Genomic DNA, 19,069 nt, shown 5'->3' on the forward strand with positions numbered 1-19,069 from the left:
AATGAAGCAGGGGCGCGGCAGGTGCCCTGGCACTGGACGCCATTGTCCGGAAGATGGGCCGGGCGCGCAGTTTCGCCGGCGCCGGCGTTTCAGATAGGATCGGCCTTTGGCTGGGCGCCGCCGCGGGCGGCACGTCGTACCTTTGCGGGGGGAGGGCAAACGAGATGAACGCGGTGATCGTCGGTCTGGGTTCCATGGGCTTCGGCATGGGGCTCTCCCTCCTCAAAGGCGGTATCGAGACGCTGGGCGTCGACATCAGCAAGGAACGAGAGGCGGCCTTCCGCGAACAGGGCGGCAGCCAGACGCCGCGCGAAGAGGCCCTGGCCAGCGCCGACGCGGCGGTCGTCGTGGTGGTCAACGCGGCGCAGTCGGACAGCGTGCTGTTTGGCGAGGACGGCATCGCCGCCAGGCTGAAGCCGGGCGCCGTGGTGATCAACAGCCCGACCGTCTCCCCGGCCTATGCGCGGGAGACCGAGGCCCGGCTGGCGGAGATGGGCCTGCTCTACCTGGATGCGCCGATCTCCGGCGGCTCGGTCAAGGCGGCCCAGGGTCAGCTCTCGATCATGGCCTCGGGGCGGCCCGAGGCTTTCGCCGCGGCGCGGCCGGCGCTCGACGCCATGGCCGAGACGGTCTTCGAGCTGGGCGATGCCGCCGGGCCCGGCTCGGCCATGAAGGTGATCAACCAGCTGCTCGCCGGGGTGCACATCGCCGCGGCGGCGGAGGCCATCACCTTCGGCATGACCCAGGGCGTTGTTCCGGCCAAGACGGTGGAGGTGATCTCCAAGTGCGCCGGCTCGTCCTGGATGTTCGAGAACCGCGGCCCGCACATCGCCGCCGGCGACTACACGCCCCATTCGGCGGTCGAGATCTTCGTGAAGGACCTGGGCATCGTCTCCGACATCGCGCGGACGGCGCGCTTCTCGGCGCCGCTGACCGCCGCCGCTCTGCAGCAGTTCCTCGCCGCCGCCGGGGCGGGCCACGGGCGCGAGGACGATGCGGCGGTGGCCAAGATCTATGCCCGCAACGCGGGCCTCACCCTGCCGGGAGAGGAGTGATGCTGCTCGGCTGCATCGGTGACGACTTCACCGGCTCCTCCGACCTCGCCAACACCCTCGCCAAGGGCGGCATGAAGGTGGTGCAGTACGGCGGCTTGCCCAAGGGGCCCGCGGCGCCCGACGTGGAGGCCGGCGTGGTGGCGCTGAAGTCGCGCACCAATCCGCCGGGCGAGGCCGTGGCGCAGTCCCTGGCGGCGCTGGAGTGGCTGCGCGCCCAGGGCTGCCGGCAGATCTTCTTCAAGTACTGCTCCACCTTCGACTCGCGGCCCGAGGGCAACATCGGCCCGGTGGCCGACGCCCTGACCGAGGCGCTGGACGCGAAGCAGGTGATCGTCTGCCCGGCCTTTCCGGCGACGGGCCGTTCGATCTACCAGGGCCACCTCTTCGTGAAGGACCGGCTGCTGAACGAGTCCGGCATGGAGCACCATCCCCTGACGCCCATGACCGACGCCGACATCCGCCGCTGGCTGAAACCGCAGACGCGCCAGCAGGTCGGCCACGTGGACGCCGTCACGGTGCTGCAGGGGCATGAGGCGATCCGCGCCGCCCTGGCGGGCGAGCAGGCGGCGGGGCGCAACCTCATCGTGGTCGACGCGATCCGCGATGCCGACCTGATGGAGATCGGCGCCGCCGCAAAGAACCTGGCGCTCATCACCGGCGGCTCCGGCGTCGCTCTCGGCCTGCCGGAGAACTTCCGCGCCGCCGGCCTCATCTCCGGCAGCGGCGCGGCCTGGCAGGGGCTCCCGGGGCCTTGCGCGATCCTCTCCGGCTCCTGCTCGACGGCGACGGTGGAACAGGTGAAGCGCCATGCCGCCGACCACCCGGCGCTGGAGATCACCGCCGAGGCGGTGATGACGGGCGAGGTGACGGCGGCGACCCTGACCGGCTTCCTGCTCGGCCAGGGTGACAGGCTGCCGCTGGTCTATTCCTCGGCCGACCCGGCGACGGTAAAGGCGGCGCAGGAGTGCTTCGGGCGCGAGGCGGTGGCCGAGGCCATCGAGGGGCTCTTCGCCGAGACCGCGCGGCGCCTCGTCGCCGGCGGCGTCACCCGCCTCATCACCGCGGGGGGCGAGACTTCCGGCGCGGTGGTCGAGGGGCTCGGCGCCGAGGCGCTGGAGATCGGACCGGAGATCGACCCCGGCGTGCCGGCCCTGAAGCTGCAGGGCAAGCCGCTGACCCTGGCGCTGAAGTCGGGCAACTTCGGCGCGCCCGACTTCTTCGTGAAGGCGGCGCGGCTGCTTGAGGGTAAGCAATGAGTGACGAGGCGCGGCTCCGCGAAGCGATCTGCGGCTTCGCGCGCTCGATCTTCGAGCGCGGGCTGACCGGCGGCGCCTCGGGCAACATCTCCGCGCGCACCGCCGACGGCGGCCTGCTGGTGAGCCCGACCGGGTCCAGCTTCGGGCGCCTCGACCCGGCGCGGCTCAGCCGCTTCGACGCGGCGGGCAAGCTTGTCGACGGCGATCCGCCGACCAAGGAGATGCCGCTGCACAGCGCCTTCTACGAGACGCGTGGCGACAAGGCGGGGGCGGTGGTGCATCTGCACTCGACCCACTCGGTGGCGCTGTCGATGCTGCCGGACACCGATCCCGAAAACGTGCTGCCGCCGCTGACGGCCTATTCGATCATGCGGCTGGGGCGCGTGAAGCTGCTGCCCTATTTCCGCCCCGGCGACCCGGCCATGGGCGAGGCGGTCAAGAGCCTCGCCGGGCGGCGCTCGGCGGTGCTGCTCGCCAACCACGGCCCGGTGGTCGCGGGCAAGGACCTTGAGGCGGCGGTCTACGCCATGGAGGAGCTGGAGGAGACGGCGAAGCTGGCGCTGCTCACCCGCGGCGGCAACCCCGTCGGCCTCACCACGGAGCAAATCCGCGACGTCGTGCAGCACTTCGACGTGGACTGGGACTACTGACCGCGCCGCGCCTCAGGCTGACGGGCTGGTGACGCGGAGTTCCGCCAGTCCGCGCTTTTGCTTTCCACCGGCTTCGAAGTTCGCCGGGTCGAGCCAGGCCTGAAAGGCCGCCTTGGCCGCCGGCCACTCGCTGTCCAGGATCGAGAACCAGGCGGTGTCGCGGTTGCGGCCCTTGGTGACCATGGCCTGGCGGAAGATGCCCTCGAAGCTGAAGCCGAGGCGCAGCGCCGCGCGGCGCGAGCCCTCGTTGAGGGCGTTGCACTTCCACTCGTAGCGGCGGTAGCCCAGCTCGTCGAAGACGCGGGCCATCATCAGGTACATGGCCTCGGTCGCGGCGGGGGTGCGCTGCAAGGCGGGGCTGAAGTTGATGTGCCCGACCTCGATGACACCCTGGGCCGGGGTGATGCGCAGGTAGCTGGCGACGCCGATCGCCTTGCCGTTCACCTTGTCGACGATGGCGTGCAACAGCGGATCGTCGCCCAGGCAGGTCTGCTCCATCCAGGCTGTGTAGTCCTCCAGCGCCGCGAAGGGGCCGTAGGTCAGGTAGGTCCAGTTGCGTCCCTCGGCATCGGCGCCGTTGGCGGCGAAGAGGTCGGCCGCGTGGCGCGCGGGATCGAGCGGCTCCACCCGGCAGAAGCGGCCCTCCATGGCGCTGCGCGGCGGCGGCGGGCAGGGGCCCCAGCCGGGCACGGAAGCGCCGACCGGCTGGCCCAGGGCGTTGGTCTCGTAGGGGTGGTCCAGGGGGTCGTAGAGGCCGGCGGTCATGTCCGCTCCCGGGGAGTTGCGCAAATCCTGCCCTCTCTTGCCGTCCGGCGGTCCACCCGGCAAGGGCCAAATGGGGATTTCACGGCGGACCACTTCCGCGGCGGCACGTCTTGCCGCGCCGGGGTCGGCGGCCTATGTTGGAGGTGTCTCAACGGGGTGCCCCAGCAAGCCAGAGCGGCTTAGGGCTGAGAGTTCGGCGCAGACCGGACAACCCGATGAACCTGACCCGGGTAATGCCGGCGGAGGGATTTGAGCGACAGGCCTCTACCAGACCCGCGTTTCTCAAAGCCAGCCGCCCCATAAGAGCTATGGAGCGACCGATGCGCTTTTCGACCTTACTTTTCGCCGCCGCGGTGACCGCCGCTGCTTTGCCGGCTCACGCGGCGGAGAAGACTCTCACCGTTTACACCTATGACGCCTTCACCTCCGACTGGGGGCCGGGCCCGGCCATCAAGGAGGCCTTCGAGGCCGAGTGCGATTGCACCCTGGAGTTCGTCGCGCTCGACTCCTCCATCGGCGTGCTGAGCCGCTTGCGCCTGGAAGGGGAGAACAACAAGGCCGACATCGTGCTCGGCCTCGACCTCAACATCCTGGCCGAGGCGCGCGACAGCGGCCTGCTGGCGCCCCACGGCGTGGCGACGGATGCTCTGGCGCTGCCGGTGGCCTGGGACGACGACACCTTCCTGCCCTTCGACTACGGCTACTTCGCCTTCGTCTACGACACGGAGCGCCTCGACAGCCCGCCGGCCAGCCTGAAGGAATTGGTCGAGGCGCCGGACGACCTGAAGATCATTCTGGAGGACCCGCGCACCTCGACGCCGGGCCTGGGCCTGCTGCTCTGGGTGCGCGCGGTCTACGGCGACGAGGCCCCGGCGGCCTGGGCCAAGCTGGCCAGGAAGACCGTCACCACCACCAAGGGCTGGAGCGAGGCCTACGGCCTGTTCCTGGAAGGCGAGGCGCCCATGGTGCTGAGCTACACCACCTCGCCGGCCTATCACATGATCGCCGAGGACGTTGAGCGCTACCAGGCGGCGGCCTTCGCCGAGGGCCACTACATGCAGGTCGAGGTGGCGGCCATGACGAAGTCGACCGACACGCCCGAGCTGGCGCGGCAGTTCCTGCAGTTCATGCTGAGCCCCGGTTTCCAGAAGAACATCCCCACGGCGCAGTGGATGTATCCGGCGACCGACCTGCCCGAGGGTCTGCCGTCGGCCTACGACAAGCTGGTTGATCCGGCCAAGCCGCTGCTCTTCGCGGCGGAGGAAGTGGCGGCCAAGCGCAAGGCCTGGGTCGAGGAGTGGCTGCAGGCCGTCAGCCAGTAATCCGCTTCCGGTCTGCCTGTCATGCCCTGGTGGTTGCCCGCCGGCATCGCGCTCGCCCTGGTGGCGGCGGTGGTGGGCGGCGCGCTCACGGCGCTCGGCCTCGCCGCGCCGGGGCTGGACCTCGCCGGCAACCTGGGGGACGCCTACCTCTGGCGCGTGGTGCGTTTCACCCTGTTCCAGGCGACGCTCTCGACGCTGCTCTCCGTTGCCCTGGCGATACCCGTCGCCCGCGCCCTGGCGCGGCGCCGCTTTCCCGGACGCGGCCTGCTGCTGCGGCTGTTCAGCCTCTCCCTGGTGATCCCCACCATCGTCGCCATCTTCGGCATCGCCGCCGTGCACGGGCGCACCGGCTGGGTGAACGACCTCTCGGAGCTGCTGGGGCTTGGGCGGACGCACTACCTCTACGGCCTGACCGGCATCCTCATCGGCCACGTCTTCTTCAACATGCCCTTCATCGCGCGCATCCTGCTGCAGGCCGTCGAGGCGGTGCCGCCGGAGACCTGGCGTGTCGCCAGCCAGTACGGCCTGCGCTCGCGCGACATCTTCCGCCTCATTGAATGGCCGGCCATGCGCACGGTGCTGCCGGGCGCGGCGGGCCTGGTCTTCATGCTCTGCTTCACGTCCTTCGCCGTGGTGCTGACCCTCGGCGGCGGGCCCAAGGCGACCACCCTGGAGGTCGCGGTCTACCAGGCGCTGCGCTTCGACTTCGACCTCGGCCGCGCCGTCGCCCTGGCGCTGGTGCAGCTCGGCCTCTGCGGGGCCATCGTGCTGGCGGTGCTGCAGCTCGCGGTGCCGGGCAGCATGACGCTCACCGAGGGGCGTATCTACGAGCGCCCGGACCGTGGCGGCCGGCTGGGCCGCTCGATCGACACGCTCGCCATCGTCGTGGCCCTGGCGCTGGTGGTGCTGCCGCTCGCCGCCGTCGCTGTCGCCGGCTTCAATCCCAAGACCTTCGAGGTGCTGATCGACCCGCGGCTGTGGCGCGCCGTCGGGCAGTCGCTGGTGATCGCGCTTTCGGCGGGCGTCATCGCCCTGCTGCTGGGCGGCGCCGTCCTGGTCTCCAGCCGTATCCTGCGCCACCGCCTGGGGCGGCCAGGCGCGGCGGGGCGGCTGGAGCTCTGCGCGTCGCTCATCCTCGTGGTGCCGCCCTTCGTGCTGGCCACCGGCCTCTTCGTGCTGCTGCGCCCGGTGGCCGACGTCTTCGCGCTGGGCATGCCGCTGGTCATCCTGGTCAACGCGCTGATGGCGCTGCCCTTCGTGGTGCGTTTTCTCGGTGGGCCGATGATGGAGGAGGCGCAGCGCCACGACCGCCTCTGCCAGAGCCTGGGTATCGGCGGCTGGAACCGCCTGCGCCTCGTCGAGTGGCCGAACCTGCGGCGCCCGGCGGCCCTGGCCCTGGCGGTGGCGGCGACGCTGTCCCTCGGCGACCTGGGCGTCGTCGCGCTGTTCGGCAGCCAGGACTTCGCCACCCTGCCGCTGCTGCTCTACCAGGCCATGGGTGGCTTCCGCATGGGCGAAGCGGCCGTCGTCGCCGCGGTGCTGTCGCTGCTCTGCCTGGCGCTCTTCCTGACCATCGAATGGGGCCTCGGCGGCCTGAAGAGGCGCGCCCATGTCTGAGAAGCTCATGCTCCAGGTGGAGGGCCTGACCTTCCGCTACGAGGACATGGAGATGGTTTTCGACCTCACCGTGGAGCAGGGTGCGTGCCTGGCCGTGCTGGGGCCGAGCGGGGCGGGCAAGTCGACGCTGCTGAGCCTCATCGCCGGCTTCGACAAGCCGCTCGCCGGCCGGGTGGTGATCGGCGGCGCGGATGTGACTGAGTGGAAGCCCGCCGAACGTCCGGTCACCAGCCTGTTCCAGGAGCACAACCTCTTCGCCCACCTGAACGCCGGGGAGAATGTCGGGCTGGGGCTCGATCCCGGCCTGCGCCTCGACTCGGCCCACTGGGCGGCGGTGGCCGAGGCCCTGGCGCGGGTCGGCCTAGAAGGCCTGGAAAAGCGCCGCCCGGCGCAGCTCTCCGGCGGGCAGCGCCAGCGCGTCGCCCTGGCGCGCAGCCTGGTGCGGAAAAGGCCCCTGCTGCTGCTGGACGAGCCCTTCAGCGCGCTCGACCCGGGCCTGCGCCTGGAGATGCTGGATCTGGTGCGCCAGCTGCAGCGCGAACGGGGACTTACCGTTGTGCTGGTCAGCCATAATCCGCACGACGCTCTCAGGGTCGCCGGGCAGTCGGCCTTCCTCCACGCCGGCCGGGTGCTGGCGGCGGGGCCGACCCGCGCGCTGCTGGAGGCCGCCGGACCGCCGGAGCTGCGGGCCTTCCTCGGCCCCGACCCGCTTTAGCGGCAGGCCCTTTGCGCGCTTCTTTGCCCCGGCGGAGGGCCCAAAAAGGGGGATTTCCCTATGCTTTCCCTACCGCTATCCCCGGGGATGTTTTAGGTTGGCGGCGGGGGCTGCCTTCGCCCAACCGGCCGCTGCCGGCGGCCGGAAGACGGATGGCTAGCGCCACGTAGGCCACGCTCCCACGAAAAAAATTCAGCCAAGTAAGGTGGAATGGGGACGGCACAAAGGGTTCGAGTTGGGGCAGAAGCAGTCGCCCAGGGACGGGCGCGCTGGCGGCTTGCGGTTTTGGCGGGCCTGCTGGCCGGCGGCTTGATGCTTTCCGGCAGCGGCGCCCCAGGGGCACAGACCGTCGCGCTCGATACCCCGGCGCCGGTCGAGGGCCGCCTCTATCCGAACGACCTCCAGGACGCCTTCGCGCAGCTCGACCAGTTGGGCCGCTTCTTCGGCGCCTTCGCCGAGCGCGAAACGAACGGCCTGGCACAGGACCGCTGGCGGCGACTCAGCGTCAACTACCTGGGCACGGCGGAGATCCTGCGTGGCCTGCTGGCGGAGGGCGGTTTGATCCTGGGGGATCTGCCGCCGGGGCACCGCAGTGGTCTTCTCGACGACGACCGCATCGTCATCGACCGCGATCTCGACGGGCATTGGCGACGCGGCAGTGCGCAGCTGCGCGACGAATTGGTACCGGTGCTGATGCAGGGCCTGGCGCGGCGCACCCTGTCCCAGGACTGGCCCTGGCTCGCCGATCACCTGCGCGCCGTCGGCGGCCTCGCCAAGCTGGCCGAGGACCCCGCGGCGCGGCCGCTGCTGGCGCGCTTCTTCCAGGCCAAGGACGCCTACATCTGGCTCGCCATGCAGCGCATCGCCCAGGGCGATCCGGCGGCCCGCCAGGCGATCGCCCGGCGGCAGGTCGCGGTCTTCGAGACCGTCCGCGGCCTGCGCATCGACATGGCGGCGACCTTCGGGCCGGCACCGGTGGAGCGGCTGCAGCGCGACTGGGAATCCTATGTGGCGCAGGTCGACGGTTTCGCCGCGACGCGCGGTTGGCTGCTGCTCGATCCGGCCCTGCGCCGGACCCAGCTGGGCGAGGCGGCCCAGGCCGACGCGGTGGAGCGTGCGGCCTCCGAAGTGGTCGCCACGGCGCCCCGCTCGGCCCTGGCCGCCGTCCGCAGCGGTGTCGGTCGTCCGTCCGAAGAGAAGCTGCCCTCGATCGCGCCCGCTGCTGAAACAGCGGCGCCGGGCGTCAGCCTGGGCGATCTGGCCGCACAGGCCAATGCCGAGAAGGTGGCGGAAGAGACCGCGACGGAGGCTCGCCTCGGGGCGCCTCTCGAAACGGCGGTACCGTCGGCGGAGGCCGTTGACGAACCCGACCCGCAACAACTTCTTTCCCAGCGCGAAGAAGAGCTTGATACCGCGCGCCAGGAGCTGGCCGCCTTGGAGGCCCGCGTCGCCGAGTTGGATGCGACCTTGTCGGCGCGCGAAGTTGAGACGGAGCGCCTTGAAACGGCCCTGGCCGTGGAGCGCGCGCGCCTGGATGATGCCGAACAGCGCGCCGCCGCGCAGACGGCCACCGCCGAATCTCTTTCCGCCGAAGTGCGCGAACTGAGCGCGCTGAAAAGCCGGCTGGCCGATATGGAGCGCCAACTGGCGGCGCGTGGCGAAGAGGCCCGGCGGCTCGAGAGGGCTCTGGCGGCCGAGCGTGCGCGCCTGGCCGCAGCGGAAGCCGAATCCGAAGCGGCGCTGCCTCCCACTGAACCTACCGCCGCCGAGGCCACGTCTGCCGAGACCGCCTCTCCCGAGATCACGTCTCCCGGGGCCCTGGCGCCTATGCTCTCACGCATCGAGCAGCGCCAGCTTTACATCATGATTGCCGTCGGCGTGATCTTCCTTGTCGCGCTGTTGATTTGGCTGCGGGGGCGGCGGCGGGTCCTGGCGGTCGACGAGCCACAGGCGCCGCTGCTGCTGACGACCGCGGCGTCCGGCGCCATGCCACAGCGCCCGATCATCGAGGTGCCCGAGAGTGCCCCCGAGAGCGCCAGAATGGCGGAGCCGGCCCCTGCGGTTGCCCCGGAGCCGCCGGAGCTGCCGCGCCTGCGCCTCGAACCGGGCGAGGCTGCGCGGATCAAGGTGAGCGGCGTGCCGCCGATAACGCCGGAAGCCAAGGCGACGTTGCGGGCCAGCACGGCCAAGGCCCAGGCCGTCGAGGCCCAGGCGGGCGGGGCGACACCCCAGGTCCGCGAGGCGGAAGCCGCCGCGCATCCTATGGTGCAGGCCCTGCGCAAGGGCAACCTGCCGCTCTTCGAACTGCTGTTCGGGGAGATCAGCGGCCTGCGCACTCCGCAGCTACAGCGCGTCGTCTACGGCGGCCAGGGCGAAGACCTGCTGGTCGTCTGCCGCGCTGTCGGCGTCGACAAGCTGCTCTTCGGCTCGATCTTCCTGCTGACCGATCCGCTGCGCGGCGGCGACGCCGACGAGGATCCAGCGCGGGCGGCGGAGGTTCTGCGCATGTACGACCGTTTACCGCGGCCCATTGCGCGGGAAGTACTGGCCAAGTGGCGGGAAAGCTGGGGCGAGGGGACAGAGCGCCAGGAGGAGTCGACACTTGGCTAAGTCCCAGCGTCGCCGTGGGCCGGCGCGCAAGGCCTCGAGGCGCGGTGGCGGAAAGAAGCGCCGCCGCCAGAGCGAGCCCTGGTGGCGGTGGCGGCCTACGCTGCCGGAGCTGCCTGCGCTTCCGGAGGGGCTGCGGCGTTGGGGCCAGCGCGTGATCTTGGTGCTGCTGCTGGTCTTCGTCGTGCTGCCCCTGGGATTGATCCTGCTTTACCGGGTAGTGCCGCCGCCGGTCACGCCGCTGATGCTGATCCGGCTGGTCGAGGGGCAGGGGCTCGACAAGGACTGGGTGCCGTGGAAGGAGATCTCACCGCACCTGCGGCAGGCCGTGGTCGCGTCGGAGGACAATCTCTTCTGCCAGCACAGCGGTTTCGACTGGCAATCCCTGGAAGCGGCGGCCAAGGCCTACGCGTCGGGGGAGCGCGCCGGCGGTGGCAGTACCATCTCCATGCAGACCGCCAAGAACCTCTTTCTCTGGCCGTCGCGCAGCATCATCCGCAAGGGACTGGAGGTGCCGCTGACGGCAATGCTCGAGATGCTCTGGCCCAAGCGGCGCATTCTCGAGGTCTATCTGAACATCGCCGAGTGGGGCCCGGGCATCTACGGCATCGAGGCGGCGGCGCAGCACTACTTCAAACGTGCTGCCGAGGACCTGACGCCGCGCCAGGCCTCGCAACTCGTCGCCGTGTTGCCCAACCCCCTGGAATGGCGGCCGGTGCCGCCCAGCGACTACGTCGCGCGCCGGGCCCGCGTCATCCGCACGCGCATCCGCCAGCTCGGCCCCTTGCTCGACTGCGTCAGCGGCTAGATACCGACTTCAGACCCGCGTGTTCGCCTGCATGATGGCGAACATCTCCTGCTCCAGGTCGGCGCGGCGGCGGCGCAGCTGGTCGTCACGCTGGGCGTGCGCCGGGTCTTCCTGGGGATTGAGCTTGCGGATATCGGCGGTGAGCTGCGCATGTTGGGCGCAGAGATCCTCGAAATCGGCGTCCTTGGCCGAGATCCGCGTCAGCATGTTTTTCAGGCGGCTTGCAACGACGTCGAAGGGTTTGCTCATGGCGTTTCCTCGCCTGCTTTTTCTCGGCGAATTCTCTGAGGAAGGTTCTACGGTGCCACAGGGGCGGCCCGGAAAATGTCCCAGGAGCGGTGCCTAGTAGGGTGGTGGAGACGCTCCGGCGTGGGTCTAGCAGCCGCCGGTGGGCTGCAGCAGGCCCCAGCCGAAGGTACTGTCGCGCCCCGGCGTGCCGAGGTCGCGCGCGCTTTGTTGCAGGCTCTCGCGGATCGCCTGGGGTGGGGCGTCCGGCGTTTTGGAGAGCGAAAGGGCGGCCGCGGCCGAGACGAAGGGCGCGGCGAAGGAAGTGCCGCTGTTGTAGCGTCCGCCCTTGCCGCCGCGGGCGCTCCAGACGTCGACGCCCGGCGCCGCCAAGTCTACGTAGTCGCCGTGGTTCGCCTCGGAATAGGGTTGCAGGGCGGCGTCAACGGCGGTGACGGCCACCACCGGCGCATAGCCGGCGGGGTAGACAGGGGCCGCGTTGGGCCCCTCGTTGCCGGCCGCGGCGACCAGCACCATGCCGCTCTGGTGGGCGCGCTCTACGGTCAGGCGCATGACCTGGTTGCCGGGTCCCGACAGGCTTAAGTTCACCACGCGCACACCTTGCTGGCCCAGCCAGTCGACCGAGCGGGCGATGGCGTCGGTGGTTCCGACGATGCGGTTGTCGTCCCGCAACGAGAAAATTCCCGCCGCGAAAAGGCGGGCGGCGGGCAGGAGTCCGCTGGAGCTCGTGCCGGGCGCGCCGACGATGATGGCGGCTACGGCGGTGCCATGGTCGGGCGGCGCCGGCGGTACGCCGCCGGCGATGAAACTTCGCACCGTGACCTGGCGGTCGGCCAAGGCCTCGTGGCCGATGTCGACGGCGGTGTCGATCAGTCCGACATAGACGGAGGTCTCGCAGGCGTGCTTCTCGTCGGGCCAGCCGATCAGCGCCTTGGCGTAGTGTCGCGGCGCGGCGCCGGTCTGCGATGCGGCATCAGGCTCGTAGAGCGTATTGGCGTCAAACAGGGTGGCCGGGAAAGTCTGACGCAGGCTATCGAGCGCCGCCGGCACGTCCTGGCCGCCGGGCACGCCGAGGCGCAGCAGGGCGAAACCCAGCGCCGGGAGCTCCTGCAGCGAGCGTACCGCGTAGCCGAGATTGGCGAGCTGCTGAGCCAGGGCCGTGGCATCGGCGATCGAGGCGGTGATGGCCAGCACCTCGTCGGGCACGATATCGGGATTGGTCGCCGCGGGCTGATTGGCCGGCGGCAGGGGCGTGCCGGGCTGTGGCTGCGCGCCTTGCGGCGGGGTGGTCGAGCTTCCCGCCGGGCGGCGGGGCTCGGGTTCCCGCCCTAGCGGATCGCGGCCCTTGCCGCGGTCGGCGCCGGGGTCGACCTGCGCCGAGTTGTTCTTGTCGATGCCGGGGGTGTCCGCCTGCTCGCAGATCTGCACCGGGCGGCCCTGGCCGGACAGCCAGTTTCCGGTGCGGGCTTCCTGAATGCCCAGGACGTACCACTTGCCGCGTTCCAGCTTCTTGCTCTTGGGCAGCGTGGCGCGGATCACCCTGTTGTTCCAGGAGGAGACCGGCAGGGCGATGCTGATGTTCGGATCGCGGATCACCAGCAGGCGCCCGGCGGCGCGGCCGAGGTGGCGGCCGCGCACCTTCACGCGGTCGCCGAATTCCAGGCAGCCTGTATGTCCGATCCCCATGATGACCGGCTGCTGGGCTGCGCTGGTGGAGCTCTGCGCCCTTGCGGTGTTCTGGGCAGGCAGCACCGCCGCCAGCGCCGCGACCAGAAGGCCGCCGAGCAGGCCACCGCGAAGGCGGGACAGCCGGTCTGCGCGCGCGGCGGCCATGGCAGTCAGTACCTGTCGGCGAAGGTGACGACCGTGTCGTTGGCCCGCAGGGCGGCGAGGGCTTCCTCAACCGTGGTGGCGTTGGGGTCGACCAGGCGCAGGTTGTAGATGCCCAGCGCCGTCGGGCCGTCGGCGATGGAGGCGCCGGCCGACTGCAGCACTTCGCGGATGTCCTGCTCGGTGGCGTCGGGCGCGAAGGTCACCTGCATCACCGCAGGGGCCTTGCGGGCGATGGTTACGTCGCCACCCGTGGGGATCATGCCGGTGTTCATGCCGACCATGACGCCGGCCTGGACCACGATCGCCAGGCAGGCGGCGACGGCCAGGGGGCGCCAGAAACTGGCGACGGTCAGGACCTTGCCGGTCATCCTGTCGGCGCTGCCCTTCTGCTGTTCGGCATCCTGCTTGATCTCGCGCTTCAGGCGCTGCAGGCCCAGCTCGCCGGGGCTGTTCTCGAAGGCCTGCTCCTTGACCTGCTGGCGCAGCTGGCGCAGCAGCTCCACCTCGTCGCGCGCGTGGGCGCTTTCTTCCAGGTAGGCCTCGACCGCCTGGCGCTCTCCGGCCTCCAAGGTGCCGTTGACGTACCAGGGCAGTAGCAGGTCCAGGTTTTCGTCTCTTTTTCCGTTGTCAGCCATCATGACAATCCCATCTCTTTGAGCCCCGCAAGGCACTTCATCAGTGCCTTTTTCGCGTGAAACATCCTCGTCTTCACCGTGCCCTCGGGGCAGCCGACGATGTCGGCGATCTGCCCGTAGGGGAGGTCTTCGAAGAAAGCCAGATGGACCACGCTGCGGTGCGCCTCTGAGAGTTGATCAACACAGTGCCGCACCTGTTCCGCATCCTGGGCCGCTGAGAGCGTTTCTGCTGCGTTGGGAGATTCGTCCTCTGCAATCTCCGGATCCAGCTCCACGCTCTCTCCTGGTTTACGCCGCCGGATCCGGTCGATCGCCTTGTGGTGAGCGATGCCTAGAACCCAGGTGCTCACCGAGGATCGGCCTTCAAAGCGGCTGGCGCTGCGCCAGACTTCGAACATGACCTCGTTGAGTACGTCGGAGGCATCGAAGGAATCGTTCAATTTGGAACGAATAAAACGGAAAACGCGTCCCTCGTAGAGGCGATAAAACTCGTCCATCGCCGACTCGTCGCCGTTCGCCATTCGGCTCAGCAGCTCTCGATCGTCTTCTGTCAAGAGTAGCCCCTGTGGCTGGCGGCGGCCACAGGCCCGGGACGGGCCTCAGGACGCCTAGGGTTTATGGATCTCCCTCGCGGGACTGGTCCCAATAATAGCGCCATTAGCATCAATTGCGGTGACCATCCAGAGGTAGCGCTTACCGTCGGCCAGCTGGGCCAGGGTAAAGGCCTCCAGACTCGCAGAAGTGCGTCCTCCGGGCACGAAGATTCCGGCCGCGGCGGGTTCACCCGCGGGCACCGTCTTGGCGGTCATCTGCTCGGCCGTTGCCTGGGTGTCACGGGCCGGGTCCAGCGGCTCCGCCGGGCCGCTGGGCACGGCAAAGAAGGAAAGCTGGTAGGCATCGGCGCCGTCCAGGGCGTTCCAGGAAAAGAGGGTCTCGGCCGTCAGCGGTGTCCCGGGGCGCGGCCCGGTCAACAGGATCTCCCGCAGTGCGGAGAGGGGCGCGGGCCGCGACTTCGGCGTCACGTAGTACTGCAGCGTCGGCGCGTCGAAGGCCAGGCCGGGCTCGATCATCCTGAGGCGCACCAGGTGGGTGCCTTCCGCACCGGTCGGCAGCGGCGGGCTGGTCAGCACCGCGCGCCCGCCGGCGCCGACGCCCTGGCGCACCAGGGCGAGGGGATGGAACATCGGGGCGCCGGCCGTGGAAGTGGCGGAGGCCACCTCCCACTGCGCCTGCAGCAGGCCGACGCCGCTGGTGTTGATTTCGGCGACGACGCGCAGTTCGCTGTCTTTCGGCAGCACACGGCTGCGCGTCTTGTCGTCGAACGTCAGCTCCAGGCGCTGCACCGAAAGGGCGACGGAGCCTTCGCCGGTCGGGGTCACCTCGAACTCACCGTTTTCGGTGGAGTTGTCGGCGGTGTCCGTGAAAACGCGGCGCAGGGTCAGCGAGGCGCCTTCCTTGACGGCGCGGTAAACCATTGCCTGGGGGATCATGACCACCTCGCGGAGGCGCAAGATTTCCGAGTACACCTCGCCCTTGGTGGTCTGGGACACGCTGCGGGGCAGGTTGCCCGCGGAAATGCCGTCGATGAACACCTGAACCGCCGAAGACGAAACGGTGCCCGGATTGGGCGTGTCGGGGGAAATCCGCTCGACGTTCCAGTTCACGGCGACCGTAGCCGGTCCGACGCTCGCAATCCGCGCCTTGGCGGGCGAGGGGGTGACGTCGTTGATATAGGCTTCTGCCTGCGGCAGCGCGATGGTCATGGTGGCCAGTGCAGCGGCCAGCACGGCGGGGAGTCGGAGGTTTCGGGCGCCCATGGTCATATTCCTTGGCTAACGGTTGTCCTTGCTCTTGAAAGCTCTCGTGCAAGGGCAACGGATCGGCTGCCGGGCAGGCTCCCGCCGCTGCTCTTGCTCCCCGTTTGTCGTTGTGACCAGGGGGGAGGTTCAATGAGCGGCGGGCGGCCTCAAGGTTTGTAAATCTCCCGTGCCGGGCTCCTGCCGATGACCGCGCCTTCCTTGTCCAGCGCCTTGACCGACCATTCATAGCGGCGGTCGCCGGGCAGGTGCTCCAGGGTGAAATCCTGCAAACGGACCTCGGTCACCGCGGCCGGGACCACGATGCCGGTCAGAGGCGTGAGGCCTCGGACACTCTCGACGTTTGGCGCGCGGTCCAGCGGCACGTCGGTCACCACCTCGTTGGTCGCCACATTGTCCCCCGGGCCGGGCGGCGCGCCGAAAATCTCCAGCTTGTAGAGATGGGCGCCGGGCAGCGCCTGCCAGGAAAAGCGCGTGGTGAGCGTCAGCGGCGTGCCGAGGCTGGGCGAGGTGACCAGCATGGGCTGGGGATCCCGCCGCTGCGGCAGCGGGCTCTCCGGCGTCACGTAATACTGGAGCTGCGGCTCGTCGAAGAGGACTTCCGGGTCGTCCAGCCTCAACCTCACCAGGTTATTGCCCTCGAAGCGGGTGGGCAGCGGCGGGCTGGTGATGGTTACCGGGCGGCCGCCCGCCACGGGCCGGCGCACCAGGGCCAAGGTCCGGAATACCGGCGTCCCGGCCGTCGTCGCCGCCGTGGCGATCTCCCATTGACCCCGGATCAGGCCGTTCCCCGAGGTGTTGAGGCGGGCGACGGCGCGCAGGCGCCGGCCCTTGGGGAGCACTTTGAAGCGGGAGCCGTCGTCGAAGCGCAGCTCCATGCGACTGACGTTGAAGGGCGCCGAACCGGGACCGGAGGGCGTCAGCAGGGTGGTGCCGGACAGGCTGGAAGGAGGTGTGGTAGGGAGGCTGTCGGTGAAGGTTCGCTGATAGACGATCGGCACGCCGGACTTGATGGCGCGGAAAGCCACGGCCTGCGGCACGGTAAAGGTTTCGGTGAATATCAGGGACTCCGTGGTGGCCGGCGGTCCGGGTGCAAAGCGTGAAAGCGGGCGTTGGTTGGTCGCCAGGACGGTGCCATTGACGATCAAGGTCCCGCTCGGCGAGCTGATGGTCCCGGGATTGGAGGGCGCCGAGCCCCCCAAACGGAGCACCTGCCAGGTGACGGTCACCGTGCTCGGACCGACACTGGAAACCGGGATACGGGCCTGGGTCGTGTCCACGCTCAAGATACCGGCGAAGGCGCCAGGGGCGAGCAGCAGCGCGCTTGCCGTGACCAGGAAAACGAGAGCGAGAGGGAGGAAGCGAAGTTTCATCGGGACGCTCTCAATAGGCCACGGGCAATGACAGACGGAGGGAGGTAAACGCTTGATATTGCAAGTCGTCTTCGGGGTTGTCGAAATCGTCGTTGGTGTCCTGGATGTGGCCGGTAACCGCCACGGCGATGCCGAGCCTGTTTACATCGGCTTGGCGCAGTGTCCACACCACCTCGCCGTTCAAGCTGTTGGTATCAGGTGTGTCGCCGTCGCCCATCCGGTGGTTCAGAGAGTAATACAGCGTAGCGTCCAGCGTTTCCGGAATCACTGTGACATTGGCGCCGAGGTTCAGCAGCAGGCTCTGATTGTCGTCGCCGGTGTCGAGGTCCTCGAAGTTGTCCCACTGGACGCTGGGCTGTAGCGTCAGCCAGTCGTCGACCAGGAAGTAGGCGCTGAGGCCGGTGCTGTTGTTGCGCGTGTCGCTGCTCAGGTCGACATGGTCCTCGAAGGAATAGATCGTGTGCGAGAGGTTCCAGTTCCAGGTTTCGTAGTTGGCGCCGGTGCTCAAGGTGAGAGAGCGTGTCGAATTGTTGGCGTCGTCGTTGGGAGAGTCCTGCGACTTGTCGATCCGGTCGATCTCGTACCAAGAGGCCGAAATGCCGAAGAAGGGCTGGCCGTACCACGGCAGGGAGCCGTCTTCCAGCGGCTCGATGTAGGGTGTGTAGTTGCCGTTGAAGTAGATGTTGATATTGCGGTCGGTCGGCAGGTAGTCCAGGTCATCGACGTTGTTGACCTGGTGGTCGACGCGCAACTGCGCGGAGAACTCGTCCCAGAGGAAATCCGTGTAGACCGACGTCGTCTCGCGGTCGGGTTCCAGGTAGGGGTTGGCCAGGCTGCTGAAGAAGGTATCAACCTGGTCGCGCTGCACGCCGATGGTCCAGGTGAAGACGCTGCCGTCCAGGGTGGCGCCGCGCAGCGGCTCGAGTGAGGCCAGCACGGAGTAAGCGTCGGCGGTTTCGGCATCGAAGCCCTGGTCCTTGCCGTCGAAATCGAAGTTGGTCTGTGCATACTCGCCGCGCAGGCGCAGGGCCTCGTCGAACCACAACGTGTCCGCGGCGATCGACCAGCCGTCGCCTTCGTTGACCACCTCGTCGCTACCGATGCCGAAGCCGCCGTCGCCGCCTTCGCCGGTATAGAAAGTGCCGGTCAGGACAATGTTGTCCTTCAGGGCTTCGATCGGACGCACCGAGACGGAGGCGCCTTCGACCCTTTCCTCGTTGCGGCTGATGCCGAGCTCGTGGCGGGTGCCTACCAGGGCTTCGGTGCTCTGCACGAAGCCGGTGACGGAAAGCCGGTCGTCGGCAAGGCCGGTCCGCAGGGAGACGCCGCGGCGATAGAATCCGGACATGATCAGGTTGTCGATGCCGGTGTCGTGGTCACCGGCGGTGAAGCCGGCGAAGAAGCTGTCCTGCTCGTAGTCGCCGTCGATCCGGTATTCACTGAAATCGAAGTTGCGCCCGTCGATGCCCAGGTCGATCTGGCTGTTGTAGAGGTAGCTGCCTTGGGCCGAGATGCGCCAGTGCTCGTCACCGGCTGAGGCCTCGGCGGTGCCGGCGCTCTCTCCCGTCACGTGCTGAGGCGGGGTATCGATGCCGTTTTCGGCAAAGCGGGTATTCACCTCGCCGGCCAGGTTGGCGTTCACTGACAGGTCCCGGATCAGCTCTGAATGACGGACGTCCAGGCTCCAGTAGCCGCGCTCAAGGATCGAACCGTCGCCGCCGCGCTCTACGAGGCGCAGGCTGTGGCTGCCGGTTGAAAGCGTCTCCGGTGGCGTAACGACCAGGCGTGCGTTCTCAACCAGAACGAAGGCGGTGACGTCGATGTCGTCCAGCTCGACCGCGAGGTTCTGGTAGATTGCCGGGTCAAGGTCGGCCGGCAGCAGAATGACGATGGGATCGCTGCGCCCCCGGCTCTCGGAGGGAGTCGCTTCCAGCTCCGGCACCCAGTCGCCTTGCGCCAGGGCCGGCGGGGCCCCGCAAAGGGCCAAAGCCAGAAAAATCGTCGCCAGCCCGGTGGTGGAACGAGTGGAATAACCCCTGGCCGCTTTGCGGCCAGGTAGCACAAAAGAATGCCTGATGCCCTGCGCACCACGCCTACATTCCCGCATTGCCCTACCTTTCGGTCCACCCCCCGGCGATCGAATTTAAGGGCGACTCTCCCACGTCACGCGCATCCTATTATCCTGAAAGTTGCCTGGAAGGAAGAGCGAGGTTGCCTCTAGTACTGAATTTCTTGCCGGCTGGGGCTTCAGGGCTACCGCTTTGGGTCGTCGAGACTATGCGCTAACCTCCAGAAACCCGGGCAATTTTGCCGATCCGGGGTCAGTGAGGGGAAAACCGCACAATGAGTGCTGAAATGAAGAATAAGGCG

The 19,069-nt window shown here is 68.8% G+C and carries 16 protein-coding genes and 1 riboswitch; of the genes, 8 read left to right on the forward strand and 8 right to left on the reverse strand.

Annotated features, from left to right (window positions below; translation table 11 throughout):
• The first annotated feature begins 53 nt into the window (after nt 1-53).
• The 3 genes from ltnD to otnC are packed head-to-tail and all read left to right on the forward strand — an operon-like array spanning nt 54 to nt 2,961.
• Nucleotides 54-1,055, forward strand: a complete 1,002-nt coding sequence (gene ltnD, locus H7X47_RS25020) for an L-threonate dehydrogenase (protein ID WP_193371516.1) — start codon at nt 54-56, stop codon at nt 1,053-1,055.
• Nucleotides 1,055-2,311, forward strand: coding sequence for a 3-oxo-tetronate kinase (otnK, locus tag H7X47_RS25025; protein WP_193371517.1), 1,257 nt, complete (start codon nt 1,055-1,057; stop codon nt 2,309-2,311). Before ltnD ends, otnK begins: the two co-directional genes overlap by 1 nt.
• Nucleotides 2,308-2,961 (forward strand): 3-oxo-tetronate 4-phosphate decarboxylase, encoded by a 654-nt coding sequence (gene otnC / locus H7X47_RS25030; RefSeq protein ID WP_193371518.1) that lies wholly within the window; start codon nt 2,308-2,310, stop codon nt 2,959-2,961. The genes otnK and otnC overlap by 4 nt, the downstream gene beginning before the upstream one ends.
• A gap of 12 nt (nt 2,962-2,973) precedes the next feature.
• On the opposite strand, the gene H7X47_RS25035 is transcribed toward otnC, so the two are convergent.
• Nucleotides 2,974-3,726 carry a GNAT family N-acetyltransferase gene (locus H7X47_RS25035; protein ID WP_193371519.1) on the reverse strand — a complete coding sequence of 251 codons (753 nt, stop codon included), beginning with the start codon at nt 3,724-3,726 and terminating at the stop codon, nt 2,974-2,976.
• Between the two features lie 142 nt (nt 3,727-3,868).
• A riboswitch (TPP riboswitch) is annotated at nt 3,869-3,992 on the forward strand.
• 54 nt (nt 3,993-4,046) lie between these two features.
• Between H7X47_RS25035 and thiB the strand changes: the two genes are divergently transcribed.
• The 5 genes from thiB to mtgA all read left to right on the forward strand — a co-directional run bounded on the left by thiB (nt 4,047) and on the right by mtgA (nt 10,795).
• Nucleotides 4,047-5,048 carry a thiamine ABC transporter substrate binding subunit gene (thiB, locus tag H7X47_RS25040; protein ID WP_193371520.1) on the forward strand — a complete coding sequence of 334 codons (1,002 nt, stop codon included), beginning with the start codon at nt 4,047-4,049 and terminating at the stop codon, nt 5,046-5,048.
• Nucleotides 5,049-5,069: 21 nt separating this feature from the next.
• Nucleotides 5,070-6,665, forward strand: a complete 1,596-nt coding sequence (thiP, locus tag H7X47_RS25045; protein ID WP_193371521.1) for a thiamine/thiamine pyrophosphate ABC transporter permease — start codon at nt 5,070-5,072, stop codon at nt 6,663-6,665.
• Complete coding sequence (thiQ, locus tag H7X47_RS25050; RefSeq protein ID WP_193371522.1) at nt 6,658-7,380, forward strand: thiamine ABC transporter ATP-binding protein; 723 nt, start codon at nt 6,658-6,660, stop codon at nt 7,378-7,380. Before thiP ends, thiQ begins: the two co-directional genes overlap by 8 nt.
• Nucleotides 7,381-7,665: 285 nt before the next feature.
• Nucleotides 7,666-9,990: a DUF2336 domain-containing protein gene (locus tag H7X47_RS25055; RefSeq protein ID WP_193371523.1), complete on the forward strand. Its 2,325-nt coding sequence runs from the start codon at nt 7,666-7,668 to the stop codon at nt 9,988-9,990.
• 151 nt (nt 9,991-10,141) lie between these two features.
• A complete protein-coding gene (gene mtgA, locus H7X47_RS25060; RefSeq protein WP_319633684.1) occupies nt 10,142-10,795 on the forward strand; it encodes a monofunctional biosynthetic peptidoglycan transglycosylase in 654 nt (217 codons plus the stop codon).
• 9 nt (nt 10,796-10,804) lie between these two features.
• Here the strand turns inward: mtgA and H7X47_RS25065 are convergent, their stop codons facing one another.
• The 7 genes from H7X47_RS25065 to H7X47_RS25095 form a co-directional block, all read right to left on the reverse strand.
• Nucleotides 10,805-11,044, reverse strand: a complete 240-nt coding sequence (locus tag H7X47_RS25065; RefSeq protein WP_193371524.1) for a hypothetical protein — start codon at nt 11,042-11,044, stop codon at nt 10,805-10,807.
• A 126-nt stretch (nt 11,045-11,170) separates the two neighbouring features.
• Nucleotides 11,171-12,874 (reverse strand): S8 family serine peptidase, encoded by a 1,704-nt coding sequence (locus H7X47_RS25070; protein WP_193371525.1) that lies wholly within the window; start codon nt 12,872-12,874, stop codon nt 11,171-11,173.
• A 5-nt stretch (nt 12,875-12,879) separates the two neighbouring features.
• Nucleotides 12,880-13,512, reverse strand: a complete 633-nt coding sequence (locus tag H7X47_RS25075) for a hypothetical protein (protein WP_193371526.1) — start codon at nt 13,510-13,512, stop codon at nt 12,880-12,882.
• Entirely contained in the window at nt 13,509-14,063 is a 555-nt protein-coding gene (locus H7X47_RS25080; RefSeq protein WP_193371527.1) for an RNA polymerase sigma factor, read from the reverse strand. The genes H7X47_RS25075 and H7X47_RS25080 overlap by 4 nt, the downstream gene beginning before the upstream one ends.
• Nucleotides 14,064-14,117: 54 nt before the next feature.
• On the reverse strand, nt 14,118-15,326 hold the full coding sequence (locus H7X47_RS25085) for a hypothetical protein (RefSeq protein ID WP_193371528.1): 1,209 nt from the start codon (nt 15,324-15,326) through the stop codon (nt 14,118-14,120).
• 149 nt (nt 15,327-15,475) lie between these two features.
• The gene (locus tag H7X47_RS25090; protein WP_193371529.1) at nt 15,476-16,699 is read right to left on the reverse strand and encodes a hypothetical protein; all 1,224 of its coding nucleotides are present in this window, start codon (nt 16,697-16,699) and stop codon (nt 15,476-15,478) included.
• Nucleotides 16,700-16,709: 10 nt separating this feature from the next.
• Nucleotides 16,710-18,686, reverse strand: a complete 1,977-nt coding sequence (locus tag H7X47_RS25095; protein WP_193371530.1) for a hypothetical protein — start codon at nt 18,684-18,686, stop codon at nt 16,710-16,712.
• Nucleotides 18,687-19,069 lie beyond the last annotated feature (383 nt).

Source organism: Pelagibius marinus (assembly GCF_014925385.1).
GTDB classification, from domain to species: Bacteria; Pseudomonadota; Alphaproteobacteria; order Kiloniellales; family Kiloniellaceae; genus Pelagibius; species Pelagibius marinus.